Genomic DNA, 18,224 nt, shown 5'->3' on the forward strand with positions numbered 1-18,224 from the left:
CCCACTGGCACACAGCTCTTGTGGCGAGGGAGCTTGCTCCCGCTGGGCTGCGAAGCAGCCCCAGAACCAAGCACCGCGGAGTGTCAGGCTGATTGAATTGGCCGTTTGACTGAACACATAACCCTGTGGGAGCGAGCTTGCTCGCGATAGGGCCAGGTCAGTCAACATCGAATCGGCTGATCCACCGCCATCGCGAGCAAGCTCGCTCCCACAGGGATTCAGTGTTTGACCCACTGGCACACAGCTCTTGTGGCGAGGGAGCTTGCTCCCGCTGGGCTGCGAAGCAGCCCCAGAACCAAGCACCGCGGAGTGTCAGGCTGATTGAATTGGCCGTTTGACTGAACACATAACCCTGTGGGAGCGAGCTTGCTCGCGATAGGGCCAGGTCAGCCAACATCGAATCGGCTGATCCACCGCCATCGCGAGCAAGCTCGCTCCCACAGGGGGTTGGGTGTGGAGGGGTTAATCAGTCGAGGATCAGATGCGGCAGGAACCGGCTTGAATCCTTGGTGATCAAGCTGTTGTCTTCCCGCACGCCGATGCCGGCGGCCTGGTCGCCGATGACCCAGGAGCCAACCAGCGTGTAGCTGTCGTCAAAGCGTGGCAGTGGCGCGAATTCCTGGAGGATGAACGGCGCGTCGGTGTAGGGGCCGTCTTCTTTTACGATCAGGCCATCAGCGGTTTGCAGCTCGATGTTGGCGCCTTCCCGGGAAAAGAACGGCTTGCGCACCCAGCCCTTGGGCACCGCTTTGCTCGTGTCGGTATCCAGGTGGGCCGCGAGCAGGTTCGGGTGGCCTTTGTTGAATTCCCACAGCAGCGGCAGGATGCCTTTGTTCGAGATGATCGACTTCCAGGCCGGCTCGAAAAACTGCGTATCGCACTGGGCAATCGCTTCACCAAACGGCTCGTGGAAGATGAACTCCCAGGCATGCAGCTTGAACAGGTGCGGAATCCAGCGCTCTTCCAGGTCGACAAAACGCCCGTCACTGTTGAGGCCGATGTCTTCGATATCGATGTGCCGCGATTCAATGCCGACTTTTTCCGCGATCAGGCGCAAGTAGTCCGTGGTGCCCTTGTCTTCCACCGAGCCTTTCATCGAGGCGAAATAAAACGGCTCTTTGAGCTGCAACTGGGCAAAGGCCTGGTGCAGCTTGGTGTCGATGCTGTTGAACTGGTCGGCATGCTTGGGCAGCAAACCGCGCTCGATGCATTGCTCCAGCCAGCCCCACTGAAACGCCGCCGCCTCATAGAGGCTGGTCGGCGTGTCGTAGTTGAGTTCCAACAGCTTGGCGGGGCCCGTGCCGTTGTAGGAGAAGTCCATACGCCCATACAAATGCGGGTGGCCTTCGAGCCATGAAGTGCGCACCAGGTCGAAGAACGGCGCGGGAATGCTCAGGCGCTCCAGCAATTCTTCGCTCTGGACCACGCGGGCCACGAGGTCCATGCACATGTCATGGATCTCGGTGGTCGGGTCTTCCAGGTCGTCCTCGATCTGCTTGAGGGTGAACTGGTAGTACGCGCTTTCGTCCCAATAGGGTTCGTCGTCGATGGTGTGGAACAGAAAGCCGAGCTGCTCGGCGGTCTGTTTCCAGTCATGACGTTCTGCGCAATGGATCTTCTTCATGGCGCTGGTTCCTCAACCGCCGGAGCTGCTCGAACCGCCCCAACCGCTGCGGGCACTGGACTTGCTGCCGAAACCGCCACGAGACGTGGAGGACGCGACGGCCATCGCCTTGCTGCTCTTGATGGAATCGGTGTAGCTGCCGTACCGCGCCTGGTTGGACTTGGTAAAGGTCGAGCCACTGGACACACGCTGGCTGAGGGTCGAGGACCCGTAGTCGCCGCGATCATCGCGGTAGCGGTAGACCGGCTCGGAGTAATAACTGCTGCGGTTGCCGCTCAACATATTGCCGATCAGCATGCCGGTCAGCAGATTGCCGAAGCCTGAACCACCGACGTTCGCTTCCGAAGCCGGCAACTTGGCCCGGGCGGCATCGACCTCGGACTGCGTGACTTCGCCATCGGCGTTCAGCTCGAAACCACCCAGCTTGGGAAGGAACTTGCCGGCCGAGTCCTGCTGGCACCAATCGGGCACGAAGTCGGCATCGCAATCAGCCTGGCTGTCGTACACCGGCGCGATGCGACGATGCTCACCCATGGCGGTCATGTAGGCGGTGGAGCAAATATCCACCGGCAGCTTTTCATCGACACATTGCTGGACCGACTGGAAGTTGTACTTCTTCTGCAACTTGTAGGTTTTTTCCGTTGGCCCGCAGCCGGATATCGCCAGGGCGACCGACGCGGCCAGCGAAAGCTGGACGTACTTGCTTCGTTTCATCGGGTTCTCCGTGGCGCAATCAGTTCGTGGAAGGCGTCATGCACGCGGCGTTCAACATGCCGACGCTGATGGCCACGGCGGCGATGTAGATACCCGCGGCGATTTCACCGTTCTTGATGCGCGCGGAAGCGCCCTTGAGCACCAGGCTGGTCACCAGGAACGCCAACAACTGGACGACAGCGGCGATCACCGCCCAGACAACGAAATCCAGCATGCTGATCGAATAGGCAATCACGTTGCTGGCCGGAATCGCGAAACCGATGACGGCGCCGCCCAGGGCGATGGCCGCCGCCACGTTGCCCGAACGGATCAGCTCGAACTCTTTGTGCGGCGTGACGCGGGTGTAGATGAACTGGAACAGCGCGAACAGCACGGCGGCGCCGAGGATGTACATGACAAAGCCAAGCACGGCGGCTTTGTTCAGGGAAATAGAGAGCGCTTCAAGCATGGACTTCTTCCTTATTCAAAGAGTGTTCAGGTCAGTGGTGTACAGCGAAATACCCAGCGAAGTGCTCAGGCTGACGGTGCCTTCGGCGTCCTCTTCGACGGAGAACAGCAAGAACTCCCGGCGATCCGTCAGGCCAGTGTCGCGGGCGTACAGCATCGAACGGTGCTCGACGCTGTAGGACTCATCCGGATTGCTCACGCGCTCGCTCAACGTCACCAGTTCTGTCTGGCCAGCCTCGGTGCCCCATTCGCGGGTGTACTCGACGCCGTCGTGGGTGTAGGTCGGCAGGCCGATCAGGCTTTCAGGACCGGCCAGGCGCCGCAACTCCGCTTCACTGTTGATCGTGACGTAGCTGAGGTAGTTGAACAGGATCACCGACTCGACCTGCCCGGCGATATCGCCACTGGTGTGCACTTGCAGCCAGTAGTCTTCGTCGTTCATGTAGCAGCGCGACAGCCAGTTCGACTGCCCGAGGTCGACGATGCCCAGGCTCCAGATCTGTTGGGAGCCGGGGATGACCACGCTGCTGTTGCCGTCGAGCAGCAACTTGAGCGTGGAGTCGAACATGACTTGCTTGCCGGAGGCCAGGCCCAGCGGCCCGGTGACAGGCGAGTTATTGCTGGCTGTCGTGTTCGCGTTCGGGGCCTCAAGCCCCATCAACTGTTTAAACCACCCCATGGGAAATTTCCTTGAGACGCGTGGAGGCGATGTAGAAGAGTTCTCCGCCCACGACGCGGGTGGCGCCGGGCGGGTTGATCGACGGGTGTCGGGCGCCCTTGGCGCGGTAACCAATCAGCGTAGCGTTGTGCTGTTCTTTCATTCGGGCATAAAGGTCGCCGAACGTCGCTTCAAACGCCTCGGGCAGTTTCATCAGGTACTGGGTGGCGCCTTGGCCGACACAGAGCAATTCATTGATGACCACCGACGAGCCCGGGTCCTGGGAGGCACGCACCAGCATTTCGATGGCCATGCTGGAGGTGCATTCCAGGCTCGGCGCATAGGCGCTGGCGAGGGCGGCGATTTCGCTGTCATTGAAATGCGCGACCACATGTCCGGCGGGGCCCAATTGATTGACCGCCAGCACGGTGGCCAGGGTCAGGTCGTCGGAATGGGTGCGCACCAGCACGCGTTCGGCACCCGGCACGCCGGCACGCTGCAACAGCGCGACGGAGGACAGGCTGTCGCCCTTGATGAACACTGTCTTGCCGGGCATGGGGTTTTCTTCGAGATCGCAATCGCAGATGACGATCAGGTTGTCATTGGAGGTTTCGTCCTGCAGCAGCAGTTCGATGACCCGCTCGCTGGAGGCGCCCTCCCAACCGATGAGCACCGTATGGCCGACCTTGCCGGTGAAATCGCCTTTGCCCTTCATGCCTTTTCTCCATACATCGATGACGCTGCTGGTGGTTTTGCCGATGACCGTCGTCAACAGGGCAATGCCCCCGAGCATGATCCAGGTCGCCACGAAAATTCGCCCGGCGGATGTCTGTGGCAACAGATCGCCATAGCCGACGGTGAGCGTGGTGGTGAGATAGAAGTAGATAAACGTGGCGGCGGCGATGAGGTGTTGCTCGCCCAGCAGCACCAGGCCGATCCAGGCCGTGGCCAGGTGCACGCCCAACGCAATGGCCAGGCCCGCCCAGCCGAACCGATGGAAGAAGGACGACGCGTACGTGCGCAACAAAAGGAAAATCGACATTCGTCCCTGACTCCGTGGGGCTTCGTTCCTGGCGGGATCATCACTCTGGCGTCTGAGGGCTCGAGCGTAGTGGCCGGACAGCATTAAACCTGTTGCGCGGCGTGGATAAAAGTACCCGCACCACAATTAAATCCATGGCGTGCCGGAGACTATTGTGGCGAGGGAGCAAGCTCCCTCGCCACGGGTTCACTCAGGACAACGTGTACCGATCACTCAGCCGATTTTTTCTTCAGGCGTTCCAGGATCGCATTGGCGCTGCCTTCGTTCGGCGTGATGCCGGCGTCGCGCAGCTTGCGCTCCAGGTCGGAGCCGGTCGAAGCCTCGGCCAGTTCGTCCTGGGCTTGCAGCTCAGCGGCACGTTGCTGTTGCTTGGCTTGCAGGCGGTTGAGCGTACCGACGGCGGTTTCCAGCTTGCCATTGGCGCCGCCGCTGGCGATCGAAGCACTGACCTGGGCCTTCTGCACGCTTTCGCGGGCCTTGGCCATGTCCACTTGCTGACGCAGGCTCTTGATCCGGCTTTCGGCCTTGGTGATGTCTTTGCGCATGTTGTCCGCGTAACCGCCGAATTCGGTCGCGTGCTTCTGCTCGGCGTCCAGTTCGTTGGTCAGGGTCGAAATGGCTTCGGCCACTTCCAGCGCCAGGTCTTCGCGGTTGGCCTGGATCGCGGCCAGGGCCTTGGCTTCCAGGTCCTTGATCTTGGCGTTGTATTCGCCGACGCGATCAGTCGCCAGCTTGTGCTTGGCCATGATGGTGACCAGCTCACGCTTGGCGTTGGCCAGCGCGCTGTCGGCATCACGGATTTCCTGGTCGAGGATGCGCAGGGCCTGTTGGTCGACGATCGATTCACCGACTTCGCTGGCACCGCCACGCAGTGCGGTGAACAATTTGCTCCAGATGGACTGAGTCATTGGATAGTTCCTGTTCAGTGAATTAATTGAAGAAGCGTTCGAAGGCTTCGCTGGCGCGCTGGACGTTGTCGACGAGGGTTTTGACCTCGGTCACGACGTTGGTCAGGCTGGAGTCGGAGCTCAACGCACCGAACATGTTGTAGACGACCTGTCCGTTGGGCATGGTCTCGATGCCGATGGACGACAGCGGGAACATTTCCCGGCTGCGCAGCACGGCGTCATTGAATGCCGCGACATCGTTGATCGACTCGACGTCCACCAGAACGGTATCGACGATGATCTGGTCGCCCACCACTGCGATGTAGATCGGCAGGCCACCAAAATCATTCATTTCCAGCTTGATGCTGGACTCGGAACCTTGGACGAGAGAAAGAGTGATGTCGTTCGCGACCACGTCGTCCAGGGCCTGAAGGGCGCTGTAGAGGCGATCGATGTTCCAGTTATTACCTGCGCTCATGTAATCCTCCGACATGAATGAGCCAGCCAGAATCGGTTGGCGTAGCTGTTTCTCCATTTGCTTGAGCAGGCTTCGGTTTTCGGGAAGCACCCAAGTCTCGTGTTTCACATACCCGGCGGCACTCAGGCCCGCGCGCATCTGCTTCATGTAGAAGCTCGACGGTTTTTTCGCGGAGGGTTTGGCGCGCTCTCCCGTGCGGCTCGCTGAATCGGTTACAGACCCGTCTGGCGGATCTGATGGAGAGCTGGTTGACATGGTACTGACCCCACTGTGAAAAACTCACGCGTGAGAAACACTACAGGTACTTTCCAAACCTCACAATAGCTCACGCGTGAGATTTTTTGTCACAAATGCTCCCACAGAAAACACGCCGTAGGAGCTGTCGAGTGCAACGAGGCTGCGATCTTTCTCCAGACACTTGAGTCTCAAGCGAAAGATCAAAAGATCGCAGCCTGCGGCAGCTCCTACACAAGCCCAGCGGGAGCAAGCTCCCTCTCCACAAGGGTTGCTTACGGATAGCTAAAGCTTTTAACCAACGTCAGTTCACCCACCGCCCGCATCGGCACCACGAAGGTTTCCATCTTCTCGTTCGGCGTGCCTTCTTCGGTGATCACGGTGACTTGTGCGGTGGTCAGGGCTTGTTGCGCTTGTTCTCCACCGCCCTCGCCCTCTTCGTCGCCCTCCTCACTGCGATAACCGCCGCCGTAGTAGTTCACATACACCAGGTACTGGCCTTTGATCGGCGCGGGCATGGCGAAGATTTCCGGGCCGTAGCCGGTGGTGACGTCGACGTCGAGGGCGGCGCCGTTGGCAGCGGTGCGGTCGCCGTACCAGATGTGGGCGCCGTCCGGGGTGACCAGGTGCAGGTCCAGGTCGGTGCCGTCGCTGTCCCAGGTCAACAGGACCCGCAGCTTGGCCGGTGTGGCGCCGCCGCTGGTGTTGAGAAATTGCGTACGGTGGCGCTGCTGGCCATCGGCACTGCGCACTTCAACGCTGTTGCTGCCATTGGGGAACGAGAACGGCCGGTCGAAGCGACCTTCCTCATCCAGCTTCAGCGGCAGGCTGACGCCGTTGACGATGAGTTGGCCCGGCGCGTTGCTGTCCTTGGGTGCGCTTTTGATCTGCCCAGTAATGCGCGCGGTGTTGGCCTGGCCTGGGGGCGTGTTGACCGACGAAGCCGGGTAGTTGACGGTCTGGCTGAAACTTTCGCCTTCACCGCCCGGCGCACCGCTGCGCCAGCCGCCAATCGGAGTGTCGAGCTTGACAGTGTCGGCGGCCATGGCCGAGGGCAACGCGGTCAGGGCGCAGAGCAACAGCAAGACCTGTGGATAACGGAGTGTCATGGTCTATTCCAGCAAGAGGTGACGGGCAAGCCCTTCGATATAGGTTTCGTCCTGGCCGTTGGGATGAGCTTCGAAGGCCAGGTGCAGATATTCATGTGTCAGGTCGAGACGATCCTGCAGCGACAGCACGCCGCGCACGTAGATGCGCTGGCGCTCGCGGTCGACATAAGGCCGGCCGAAGGCGACGCGGCAGACGGCGAAAGCGCTGATTTCGTTGTAGCCCACTTCACTTTCCAACCGCTCACGCCAGCCCCGGCGCTGCTTCAGCAGCCAGTCCTGGGCGGCAGGCAGCGCTTCGCAGGATGCCACCGGGTTGTCCCAGCGGCTGAGGCTGGCACGTGGGTAGGCGTGCAGCAGAATGGCGTCGTAGCGTTGGCCGGCGCTGGCTTGCTCCACCGCTTGTGCCCAGGACAGTTTGTCCGGCCCAGACTGGTCGGAGTGGTAGGTGACATCGGTGCCGGCCAGGACCAGGTCGCTGGTCCAGGCGGCAATGGCGCGGGTTTCGGGCGCCGCCGGGCGTGGCGCGACACGCTGGCGATGGCTGCTGTCGTCGATGCTCAGGCAATCGCCGTTACGCTGGGCGTTCTGCAGCAAATAGGTGCGGATCGCCACGGCCAGGGCCTTGGCGGCTTCGGCAGGCTCGGCCTTGGCTTCGCGCTGCAAGACCCGGGCGACGTATTCCTCCCGGTCCAGACGCGCCACCAGCTTGCCGGGGATCAGGAACAGCTCGCCATCGCTGTGGATGTCCAATTGATTGCCGTTGCTGAATTCGACGCGGTAATCGCCGCGCAGTTGGCCCGGCGAGGCCGGACGGTCACCGGACATCACCCGTTGCAACGGATAGCGGGCAAACAGGCCGACTTCCACGCAACGCCCGGTTTCCGTCGGCCAGCGCACTGGCAATGCCGCCGCCAACCCTTCGCCGTAGACCTTCAGGACCTGCTGGCTGGTGCCGCGGCCACCGGCCCACACCGGGGTGCCATCGGCCAGCCAACCGGCGAAACCGCCCTGTCGCGATGAAGGCCCCTGGTCACCCAGCCAGCTCCAGGTCTTGACCCGCAGGCGACTGCCCAATTCGCCGACCAGCCGCCCGTCGGCCGCGCTAAGTGCCACATCCAGCAGCACCCGGCGGGCCTGCTCCTGGGCCGGTAGCGTGGCCAGGGCCTTGAGCAACTGCGCGACGGGCACTTGCGTCTGGGGTTGCAAGGTCGGCAGATCCAACAACCATGCCGGCGCCTGACGGGCCTGCCAGTAATCACGCCAGTTCGAAGCCGACAACCCGAGCCGCTGCGGCTCGAAATACAAGCCGCAGGATTTCACCAGGGCCTGGTCACGACCGATGCTCTGCCCGGCGTTGCAGCAATAGACTTCTTCCTTCGACTCGCCGCGGCACTCATAGACCGGTTCGCGAGCGTCGGTGTCCACCAGCCAGGCGTAGACAAACAGCTTCCACAGGCTGCCCAGTGGCGCCTGCAAAGTGTCGGGCAATGGTTGGCGATCCAGCACCTGGGTCTGGCTCACGCGCAGCAATTGACCATCGAAGGCCAGGCGCAACGGCTCGTCCTGCGCTGTTGCCAGCGCAGGGATCAAGCACAACAACCACCCAACCCACAGCCTGCGCATGTCAGTTGACCGTGATCTGACCGAGCGCCGGTTTCTGTTCCCGCGCCTGATGTTGCGGCGCGTAGACCTGGGTGAAGCGCACCGGTGGCAAGCTGAACTGGCCTTTCTGGGAGAAACGCACCAAGTGCCGCAGGCGCAGCTCGCCACTGAGGGCATCCACCGGCACCGCATACGCCATCTGGCCGGGCTCGAAGCGGGCTTTTTCCAGGGACGTCGGTTCGCTGTCGGCCTTGCCCATCAACTGGATACCCCAGGTGGTGCGCTCCACATCGGCACCCGGCGGCAGCGGCACTTCGAGCATGCCGTAGCGCAGTGGCGTCGGCGCCTTGCTGTTGATGATCACTTCATCCAGGTAGAGGCTGTCGCTGGACAACGGTTTGTTGCCCACAGCTTCGAGCTTGAAGGTGAAGGCCTCGTCGCCCGGCACCAGACGCGACAAGCGCCGGGTGATGGACACGGCCATCGGCGCTACCGGCGGTTGCTGGCTCTGGAAGCTCAGTGCCGCTTGCAACGGACGCTCCTGGGCGCCGGTCAGGGTCAGCATCGTTGGAAGCTGAGCGCCCTGCCACTGCCAGTAGGTTTCACCGGTCGCGCCCTGCTTGGCTACCCAGCCTTCGCCCGGTGCCAGGGCCACGGCCGGTGCCGCCTGTTCAATGCTGCGCTGCAACCAGGTCAGGGCCAGGGCCCGTTCCAAGGTGGACTGCTGCGGCAACACGCGCTCCAGCAATGCAGTGGCGCGGGCCTGATCGAAGCTCTGCAACGACAACACCAGGGCTTCGACGAACGGCTGCGAGCTGAGCTCCAGTTGCTGTTGCGCCGCATCGGCTTGACGGCTGAAGGCCGCCGGCAACGGTACCTTGGCCTGTTTTGCCAGGGACGCGGTCAGGACACGGGCACTGGCCAAGCCAAGGGCCGAGTCCGGGGCGTTCATGACCAGGCTGTCTTCGCCACTGTCCAGCACACTCTCGGTACTGTCTTCACTGGCCTTGGCCAGGTCATCCATCAGACCGCTGAGCAAGGTGTTCACCGGCAATTGCATCTGCTTGGCGAACGACAGGATCAGCGCACGCTGCAGCAGCGGCGTATCGCCGGCCTGCTTGGCGTAGACCTCCAGCACCCGTTGCCAGTGTTCCGGCGGCAGGCTCAGGTTCAGGGCCTTGCTGGCGTGCCAGTCGGCGTAATAGGCATAGGCGGTGAGGAATGCATCCGGTTCACCGTCCTGGCCCCACCAGGTAAAGCTCGCCGAGGGGCCGGCCATCTGCACCAGGCGCAAGCGACTGTTTTGCATGATCAACCGCAAGCGGTCACGGATCTGCGGGTTCGACGCCAGGGTCGGATAGGCAATGCTCAACGGCAACAAACGGCTGGCGGTCTGCTCGACGCCACCGTATGGATAGCTCAGCAGGTCATCCAGGGCCGAACGGAACAACGCTTGCGGGCTGTCGTCCAGGTGCAGGCGAATATCGCTGGCGTCGGCCGGCAGGGTCAGCGGGGTGTCGCCGCTTGCCACATCGAGGCGCTGGCTCTGGGTGACTTGCCAGCCATTGCCGCTGGCGTTCAAGCGCATGGCCAGGGCGTCCTGGGTTTCGCCGTTCAATTGCAACTGCACGTTCAAGTCGCCACTGCTCAGCTCCAGGGCCGGCAGCGCCACGTAGTTGATGCCGCTTTTCAGGTCCACCGCCATGCGCTGTTCAGCGCCGGCGTAGCGGATCAGCAGTTCGGCCTTCAGTGGTTTTTCAGACTGGCTGAACGCGAACAGGCCCAGTTGCGGCTTGTCGCCCGTGCGGAAACGGGTCGGGCCGCTCCATTTCAGGTACAGCGGTTTTTCCGAGGCGATGAACTGCTTTTTCTGGCCCACTTGGCCGTCGTCGGCAATGGCCTTGGCCGTGATGCGCCAGCGAGTCAGGGAGTCCGGCATCTTGAAGGTGAACCGGGCCTTGCCGTTGGCGTCGGTGACCAGCTCCGGTTGCCATGCAGCGGTGTCGACGTCTTCACGACGTGGCCGCTCAAGCACTTTGACCCCGCGTTCGCTGCGGTTGGCCTTGCCCGGCGCGCCAGGGCTGCCTGGCAGCGCCACGTCGTAGCTGATGAACGACAGGCTGGCACTGGTGCGCACGTTGTTGCGACGCGGGTGATAGAAGAACTGATCGATGGTCGGCGCCACTTCCGGTTGCAGGGCGTAGACCATTTCGTCCACCACGCTGACCGTCAGGTGCGCCGGGATCGCCTTGCCGGCGAACTGGGTGCTCAGGTCCACGGTCACCGTGTCGCCCGGGCGGTAGGTGGCTTTGTCGGTGACGACGGCAACGTCGATCTGCGGCGTGACCACCTTGATGCCGGCGTTCTGGAAGCTGTACTGGCCGCCCTTGGTGTACAGCACCGAGAAGGTCAGGTTGGGCGCGAAGTTATCCTTCACGGCAATGCGCGCGCGGTATTGGGTGTCGCTGAGTTTTTCCATCTTCAGCCAGTCGCCGCCCTTGGACAGCAGCGCCGTGGCCTCGACTTTGTCCCGCTCAAGCGACAGCAGCGCATCGCTGACCGGCTCCGGGAAGGTGATCAGCGCCAGCGCTTCGTCACCGGTCTTGTATTCAGGCTTGTCGAAGACGATCTCGACCGTGCCCGGCACGGCCTTGATGCCTTCACCGGTCACTGCATGGGCGGCGGCGCCAATGACCCGGCCGTGGTCGTCCTTGAGCGTCAGGTTGTAGGTGCCAGGGCGGTCGAAGGTCAGGCTGAAGCCCTTGTCCTTGGCCGCCAGCTTGCCTTCGCCAGTGCTCTGGTCTTCCAGGCGCACCCAGGCATAGCTGCCTGGCGTCACGGCTTTGGCTTGTTCGTTGCCGCCTTCGTTGGCGTAGCTGAACGACACCTTCTGGCCGGCGGCGCTGAACCGCTGGGGAGCGCTCAGGCGGAAATTCGCCGCGCCACGGTCGATGAGGATTTCCTTGGTGGTCTTGACCCGATACGCCGCGCCATCGCTGGCGAACACGGTGAGCGTGTAGCGGCTCGGTTTGTCGGCGGCCGGCAAATCGAGGGTCGCGTTGCCCTTGGCATCGGTGGTCACTTCGCTGCTGGTCAGCTCGACCGGGAATTGCCCCAGGTATTGCAGCTCGTTATCGACCATCGACAGTTGCTGGGCGCGCAGACTCAGGCTCACCGTGGCATTCACCACAGGTTTGCCGTCCGGGTACAGCAGCACGAGGTTGCCCTTGACCGGCTCGCCGGTGCGGTAGTCCTGCTTGGCCAGGTTCAGGGCGATCTCGAAGTGCGGCTTGATGTATTCGGCTACACGAAAGGCGCTGCTGTAGAGCTGGTCCTTATAGCTGAAGCGCAGTTCATAGCCGCCGGCCACGGCGTTTTCCGGCAGTTGGAAGCGGCCTTGGGTGCCGGCCTTGGAATCGAGTTTCAGGGCCAGGGTTTGCAGCTCGGTGCCGGTGGCGTCCAGCACGCTGACATTGACGTCGGCGGCGCTCGGTTGCACCGAATCACGGGCGTTCTTGAACTCACGACCAACGATTTTCAGCGATACCCAATCCCCTGGCCGGTACAGCGGCCGGTCGGTGAAGGCATAGAGCTTGGTGTCGTAGATTTCGCTGTCGTAGTAGAAGTTTTCCGAGACGAATACCCCGCCCTCCTCGTCTTCACCAATGACGAACGAACGCTCCGGGCTGACGTGCTTGAGGCGCAGCAAACCATCTTCATCGGTGGCACCGCTGCTCATCACGCCCAGGCCGTCGGTCCACAGTACGTTGACCTTGGGCACCGAACGCCCTTCATGCTTGCGTGCGGCCCAGACCAGCAACTCATCACCGGCAATCTTGCTCACTGCCACGGTGTTGGAGACGAAGACCATGGTGGTTGCGCGGTATTTGCCGATCAGCGCTTCCACCAGGTACAGGCCTGGCTTCAACTGGCCCAGCGGCACGTAGACGTTGCCCGGCGCGACGTTGACGAACTCGCTCGACGAGCCGGCCAGGTTGACGCCCGCAGGCGGCTGGATCGGCTTGGCTTCCCAGAGCGGATAACGGAACTGGCTGACCACCGGCAAGCCCGGGATCAAGGCGAACTGTGGCGGTGCGTCGTACGGGGTCGGCGCGACCAGGGCGTCACCGATCTTCAGCTCCGGCACTTCTTCGGTAACTTGTTGGCGCGATTCGTAGGAAAACGCCCGTTGCATCACTCGACGAGACTTGCGGTACCAGTTGTCCCACAGGTACGCGAGGGTGTTCGACAGGCCTTCGCCCTTGAACTGGCCGTCGCTGACCACGCGGTGCAGGTTCTTCTGGCGCTTGAGGAATTCCAGCGGCTTGTCGATGCGATAGACGCGGATATCGGCGCCGCCGTAGGGCTCCATGCGGAACCGGCGGTAGTCGCGGCCCGGCGCTTCGAGGCGAACCATGGCCTGCTCGTCGCTGGCAAAGCTGCTGTCGGCCAGCAGGAAGAAACTTTCACCGGACACCGGCGTGTAGCCGCTGGGCTCCACCGTGTCTTCGGCGTTCACGACAGGTGCCAGTAACAAGGCAAACAGCAGGGGCAATTTTGAACACAAGCGCAGCATGCGGGCACCGGTCATTGGGAGAGAAAGTTGAGTCGATAGACGCCGATGAAGTTGGGGTTGGCTGCGTCGGGTATCCATCGGGTGTCCTTCCAGTTCATGAGTTGTTGCAGGCTTGCGGAGCGCATGCCGTTGTCGGTAGGGGTTGTGGTGCCGGTGTGATAGGCGATGTAGCGGCCCATCCAGATCATCAGGTGCTGGTCGTCGCCCTGATCGAAGAACATCAGGTCGCCGGGACGGGCCTGGGCCACATCGCGGCCCACCAGGTGACTGTTGAACTGGATCAGCTTGATGGCGTTGACGTAGGGCCCGAGCTTGCCGCCGCCCTGCTGCCATTGCTGGGCGAGGCGCCGTTGCGCATCGCTCAGTGGCAGTTCCGGCGGCAGGTAGCGATTGGACAGGCCATTGCTGCGCAGCCATTTTTCATCGTGGACCTTCAGCGCTTCATTGGCGGCAAAGCGCACCAGCCCGGCGCAGTCCTGCTGATACCAGCGCGGGCTCGGGCCTTTGGTCAGCTGTTCCTGGGCGATGCGCACGAACCAGGCGCGAAAGACCTGGGATTGCTGCACGTCCAACGCCGGCGCCTCGACGGCAAGCGCAGGCCCGCCGAGCAGCAACGCCAGCAGCAGCGTCAACGCGGGGTTGCGGATCAGTGCCGTCACAGCGCTTTCCATTCCAGCGGCAGCCATTGCCAGTGGCCATCCGGCTCGCTGCCTTCAGGCAACGTCAGGGCGTATTTGCCGTAGCCGCCGAGGGTGCGCAGTTTCGGGATCAGGTAGGTTTGCGCGGCGTTGTAGAACACCGGCTCCATGTCCTGGGGCAAGCTGTCGAGGGTTTCGCGCTGCATCAGTTGCGCCATGGAGTCCGGGCCGAAGTAGACCGGCATCAGCAGGTCCTTGGGCACCACGTCGGCCATGGGCGGGAAGCGTTTGTCGAGGGTGCCGAGGGCCTTGTCCACGAGTTTGTCATCGAGGGAGAACAGCAAGGTCGAACCGTGGCGCGCCAGGCTGACCCGCAGGAAGGCCTTGCCGGTAATCGCGTCAGGCTGTTCCGCTTCCTTGGCCAGGTAGGGACCGAAATTGGAGCTGACCTGACGCAGCCACTGATGCGTCGGGCCTTGCTGCTTCTCGACCACCGGGAATGCATGTTCGGCGACGTTGTTTTCATAGGAGCCGACCATCGAACCGAACAGGTTGCCCAGGTCGGCGTCGAGCTTGCCGTCGTCTTCATTCAGGCTCGCCACCAACAGCGGCGTGTACAGCCGCGAATCGGCGTACCAGCACAGGCCTGCTGCGCCGGCCACATGGTCAACCATGGCCTGGGCGGCTTTTTCGTCGGCGCCGAGTTTTACCAGCAACGGTTTCTGCTGCTCGGAGGCCAGGGGCAAGGCCACGCAGGCACTGGCGCCCATGGGCATGGCTTGCCAGATTGGCTTGAAGTCGAAGTCCGGCTGGTTTTCCAGCTCGTCCATCGCCAGGAAGCTGTGCCAGCCCTTGTCGTCCATGTCGAAACGCAAGCCGGCGAAGTTCGGGATGAAACGCTGGTAGCCCATGGCGAGCACGCTGGCGTTGACCGAGATGCGTTGCTTGACCTCCGGCGCCTTGGGCGGCAGGCCGAAGGCTTCGGGGAACAGTTTGTCGCCGTTGAGCAAGGCGGCCAGGGCGGTCGTCGAAACGCTGCCCGGCTCAACCGCGGAGCCGCTGGCCGGGTCATACAGCTTGGTCGGGTTGGACAGCACCACCAGCTTGTCGCCATGGGAGGCGAAGACCAGGGATTTGCTGGCGTTGTAGCTGAGTTGGTAGAGCGCGACGTCGTCACCGCCCACCTTCAGGTCGCTGAGCTTGCTCAACTGAGTATCGTCCAGGGCGACTTTCGCCAACGGCTCCAGGACCTTGGCCAGGCCACCGCGGTCCATCACCAACAGGAAGTCCTTGAGGCGACCGTCCGCACCGCGCCACAGCGCGACATCGGCCGGCTGGTCGAAAAGTTCTTCGATCAGGCTGTCCTGCAGCTTGAGGTCGTGCTCGTAGATAATCCGGCGCAGGCTGCCGATCAGCCCGAGACGGTCGGCATGAGCCTCATAATAGAAGACGAAGTCCTCGGTGAGCGTGGCCTTGAGGAACGGTACCGCCAACAGGTCCTTGGGCAACTGGCTCAGGGAATGGGCCTCGAGCAAGCCGTCGGGACGGCTCAAGCCGAGTTTCTCCAGCGCCAACTCCATGGGTGGCGCCTTGGGCTTGTTCATGAACCAGCCCAGCCCGGCGGCCACACCGGTTACCAGGCACAGCCCGATCAGTATCGCCGGCCAGCGGCGCACAGGTTTGGCGACAGGTGTCGGCGTGGTCGGGGAAGCAGTGTTGTCGCTCATATTCACAAGGGCCTGTTCATCCGAGGAGCGGATACTTAGTAATTGAAAGTCTTGACCAGCAACAGATCGCCAATGGCGCGCAGGGGCACGACAAAGGTCTCGCGTTTTTCATTGACGGTGTTTTCGTTGAGCACCAGGTTGATCTGCGAGGTGATCACCTCGTTCTGGTTGCTGGATTCGTCGAAGTTGTAGCCGCCGTCGCCGTAGTTGCCCCAGTAGTTCACATAGACCAGGTAGGTGCCGTGCATCGGCGCAGTCATGGTGAACATTTCAGGGCCGGGGCCATCGACGCCATCCGGGTCGAGACCGCCACCGTTGCTCAGCGCCGGCTGGCCGAAGAACGCATGTTGGCCGTCGGGTGTGACGATATGCAGATCGAGTTCGGCATTGGGGTCGTCCCAGCCCAGCACCACGCGGATCTGCGCCGGGGTGCGCAGATTGTTGGCTTCATAGAATTGCACGCGCTTGAGGGACTGGCCTTCGGAGCTGCGCACCTCGACGCTGTTGGAACCGGCGCCGAACGCATACGGCCGGGCGAAACGCCCCTCGTCGTCGGTATAGAGGTTCAGTGGATTGCCGTTGACCGCCAGGCTATGGGGCTGGCGAGCCGTGCCCATGTCTTTGATCCGGCCCTCGATCATCGTGCGGTTGCGCTGCACGCCCCGGTCGATGGGCGGGGTGGGATAGGCGACCTGCGGGTTTTCGGTGCGATCGAGCAAGCCGCTGTAGCGCCAGCCGCCCACCGGCTCCGACATCTCGGCAGAAGGCTGCGCCCACGCCAACGGCGCGCCGAGCAACACGATCAATAAAGAAAGAAAACGCACGTATGCCTCCTGCCATGCACGACGCAACCCGGCGCCAATCCTCAGCGCTGCTTGTCATTATTCGGGCTTCGTCTGAAGGCCCCGTCGCAAGGGGGCCGTAGATGGCGCGAAGAGTATCGATTTGACGGTTTTTTCACAATCGGGGAACGCGCGATTCTGTGTGGGAAATCACGTACTGAGGGGGGCGTGAGCCGAATAGAGGGTTTATTCGGCTCACCAGATGAGCCGAATACGGAAACTGACGTCACTTCTGACGCAATACCGTGCTTGCTCCCGTTCGACTACGCCCTGTAGGAGCTGGCGAAGCCTGCGATCTTTTGATCTTTCGCTTGAGATTCAAGTGTCTGGGGAAAGATCGCAGCCTCGTTGCACTCGACAGCTCCTACACAGCTCCTGCACAGCCCAGCGGGAGCAAGCTCCCTCGCCACAAAAGCAATGGATCATGGCAGGCGTTTACCCCGTCCTGATTTGCCCCAATACCCCATGTCTGCTAGTGTCGCGCCGGTTTAACAGTCAACCGGAATAGCCGCCATGGCCCGCAAAAAAGCTGCACTGGATTTCGAACAATCTCTGGCCGACCTGCAAACGCTGGTCGAACGGCTGGAGAACGGCGAATTGTCGCTGGAAGACTCGCTGACCGCCTTCGAGCAGGGTATCGGCTTGACTCGCGACTGCCAGGCGGCGCTGGCCCAGGCCGAGCAGAAGGTGCAATTGCTGCTCGAGCGTGACGGTGAGCTGACCGAAGAACCTTTCGACGCGGAACAGCCTGAATGATCGGCGCCTATCAGGCCAGCAGCCAGGCCCGGGTCAATGCTGCATTGGATAGCTTGTTCAGCGCCCCGAGCCCGGAACTGGCACGGCTGTACGAAGCGATGCGCTATAGCGTGATGAACGGCGGCAAGCGTGTTCGGCCGCTATTGGCCTACGCCGCGTGCGAAGCCTTGGGCGGCCAGGCCGAGCAGGCCAACGGCGCTGCCTGTGCGGTGGAGTTGATCCACGCGTATTCGCTGGTGCACGACGATTTGCCGGCCATGGACGACGACGACCTGCGTCGCGGCCAGCCCACTACTCACAAGCAATTCGACGAAGCCTGCGCGATCCTGGCCGGCGACGGTTTGCAGAGCCTGGCCTTCACCGCCCTGCTGGATCCGGCCCTGAGCGATTGCCCGGCACAGGTTCGCCTGGACATGGTCAGCGCCCTGGCGCTGGCGGCAGGCCCTGCGGGGATGGTCGGCGGCCAGGCCATCGATTTGGGCTCAGTGGGCCTGAAGCTGGACCAGAGTGCCCTGGAATACATGCACCGGCACAAGACCGGCGCCTTGATCGAGGCCAGCGTCCGGCTCGGCGCCCTGGCCAGCGGCCGGGCCACGCCCGCCCAGTTGCAAGCCTTGCAGACCTACGCCCGAGCCATCGGCCTGGCGTTCCAGGTGCAGGACGACATCCTCGACGTCGAAAGCGATACCCAAACCCTGGGCAAACGCCAGGGTGCCGACATCGCGCGCGACAAGCCGACCTACCCGGCCCTGCTCGGCCTCGACGCCGCCAAAGCCTACGCCCTGGAGTTGCGCGACCAGGCCCTGGCCGCGCTGCGACCCTTTGACGCGGCGGCCGAGCCGTTGCGCGACTTGGCGCGATATATCGTCGAACGACGCAGCTGATACAGG

Annotated in this window: 15 protein-coding genes; 2 read left to right on the forward strand and 13 right to left on the reverse strand. The window is 62.4% G+C overall.

From position 1 onward, the window contains the following. Nucleotides 1–466: 466 nt before the first annotated feature. The 13 genes from LOY50_RS25390 to LOY50_RS25450 all read right to left on the reverse strand — a co-directional run bounded on the left by LOY50_RS25390 (nucleotide 467) and on the right by LOY50_RS25450 (nucleotide 16,560). Complete coding sequence (locus LOY50_RS25390) at nucleotides 467–1,624, reverse strand: glutathionylspermidine synthase family protein (protein WP_258689488.1); 1,158 nt, start codon at nucleotides 1,622–1,624, stop codon at nucleotides 467–469. A 12-nt stretch (nucleotides 1,625–1,636) separates the two neighbouring features. After that, a complete protein-coding gene (locus LOY50_RS25395; protein WP_253469768.1) occupies nucleotides 1,637–2,338 on the reverse strand; it encodes a DUF1190 domain-containing protein in 702 nt (233 codons plus the stop codon). A gap of 19 nt (nucleotides 2,339–2,357) precedes the next feature. Continuing rightward, nucleotides 2,358–2,786, reverse strand: coding sequence for a DUF350 domain-containing protein (locus tag LOY50_RS25400; RefSeq protein WP_014340424.1), 429 nt, complete (start codon nucleotides 2,784–2,786; stop codon nucleotides 2,358–2,360). A gap of 15 nt (nucleotides 2,787–2,801) precedes the next feature. Beyond that, nucleotides 2,802–3,464, reverse strand: coding sequence for a DUF2491 family protein (locus LOY50_RS25405; RefSeq protein ID WP_214512528.1), 663 nt, complete (start codon nucleotides 3,462–3,464; stop codon nucleotides 2,802–2,804). Beyond that, nucleotides 3,451–4,485, reverse strand: coding sequence for an ion channel (locus LOY50_RS25410; protein WP_253469771.1), 1,035 nt, complete (start codon nucleotides 4,483–4,485; stop codon nucleotides 3,451–3,453). The genes LOY50_RS25405 and LOY50_RS25410 overlap by 14 nt, the downstream gene beginning before the upstream one ends. A gap of 209 nt (nucleotides 4,486–4,694) precedes the next feature. Then, complete coding sequence (locus LOY50_RS25415; protein WP_003205987.1) at nucleotides 4,695–5,393, reverse strand: PspA/IM30 family protein; 699 nt, start codon at nucleotides 5,391–5,393, stop codon at nucleotides 4,695–4,697. A 22-nt stretch (nucleotides 5,394–5,415) separates the two neighbouring features. Beyond that, nucleotides 5,416–5,997, reverse strand: coding sequence for a YjfI family protein (locus tag LOY50_RS25420; protein WP_214512530.1), 582 nt, complete (start codon nucleotides 5,995–5,997; stop codon nucleotides 5,416–5,418). Between the two features lie 362 nt (nucleotides 5,998–6,359). Then, entirely contained in the window at nucleotides 6,360–7,193 is an 834-nt protein-coding gene (locus tag LOY50_RS25425) for a YfaP family protein (protein WP_253469774.1), read from the reverse strand. Between the two features lie 3 nt (nucleotides 7,194–7,196). Further along, nucleotides 7,197–8,816: a DUF2300 domain-containing protein gene (locus tag LOY50_RS25430; protein ID WP_258689489.1), complete on the reverse strand. Its 1,620-nt coding sequence runs from the start codon at nucleotides 8,814–8,816 to the stop codon at nucleotides 7,197–7,199. A gap of 1 nt (nucleotide 8,817) precedes the next feature. Further along, nucleotides 8,818–13,386 carry an alpha-2-macroglobulin gene (locus LOY50_RS25435; protein ID WP_258691276.1) on the reverse strand — a complete coding sequence of 1,523 codons (4,569 nt, stop codon included), beginning with the start codon at nucleotides 13,384–13,386 and terminating at the stop codon, nucleotides 8,818–8,820. Next, entirely contained in the window at nucleotides 13,383–14,042 is a 660-nt protein-coding gene (locus tag LOY50_RS25440) for a DUF1175 domain-containing protein (protein WP_214512533.1), read from the reverse strand. The genes LOY50_RS25435 and LOY50_RS25440 overlap by 4 nt, the downstream gene beginning before the upstream one ends. Then, entirely contained in the window at nucleotides 14,027–15,736 is a 1,710-nt protein-coding gene (locus tag LOY50_RS25445) for a DUF2138 domain-containing protein (protein ID WP_258689490.1), read from the reverse strand. Before LOY50_RS25445 ends, LOY50_RS25440 begins: the two co-directional genes overlap by 16 nt. A gap of 35 nt (nucleotides 15,737–15,771) precedes the next feature. Next, a complete protein-coding gene (locus tag LOY50_RS25450) occupies nucleotides 15,772–16,560 on the reverse strand; it encodes a YfaP family protein (protein WP_214512535.1) in 789 nt (262 codons plus the stop codon). A 531-nt stretch (nucleotides 16,561–17,091) separates the two neighbouring features. On the opposite strand from LOY50_RS25450, the gene LOY50_RS25455 reads away from it, so the two are divergent. Both LOY50_RS25455 and ispA read left to right on the forward strand, forming a co-directional pair. Further along, complete coding sequence (locus LOY50_RS25455; RefSeq protein ID WP_003185917.1) at nucleotides 17,092–17,334, forward strand: exodeoxyribonuclease VII small subunit; 243 nt, start codon at nucleotides 17,092–17,094, stop codon at nucleotides 17,332–17,334. Further along, nucleotides 17,331–18,218, forward strand: coding sequence for a (2E,6E)-farnesyl diphosphate synthase (ispA, locus tag LOY50_RS25460; protein WP_214512537.1), 888 nt, complete (start codon nucleotides 17,331–17,333; stop codon nucleotides 18,216–18,218). The genes LOY50_RS25455 and ispA overlap by 4 nt, the downstream gene beginning before the upstream one ends. The last annotated feature ends 6 nt before the right edge of the window (nucleotides 18,219–18,224 follow it).

It is taken from the genome of Pseudomonas sp. B21-010, assembly GCF_024749325.1.
GTDB classification, from domain to species: domain Bacteria; phylum Pseudomonadota; class Gammaproteobacteria; order Pseudomonadales; family Pseudomonadaceae; genus Aquipseudomonas; species Aquipseudomonas kilonensis.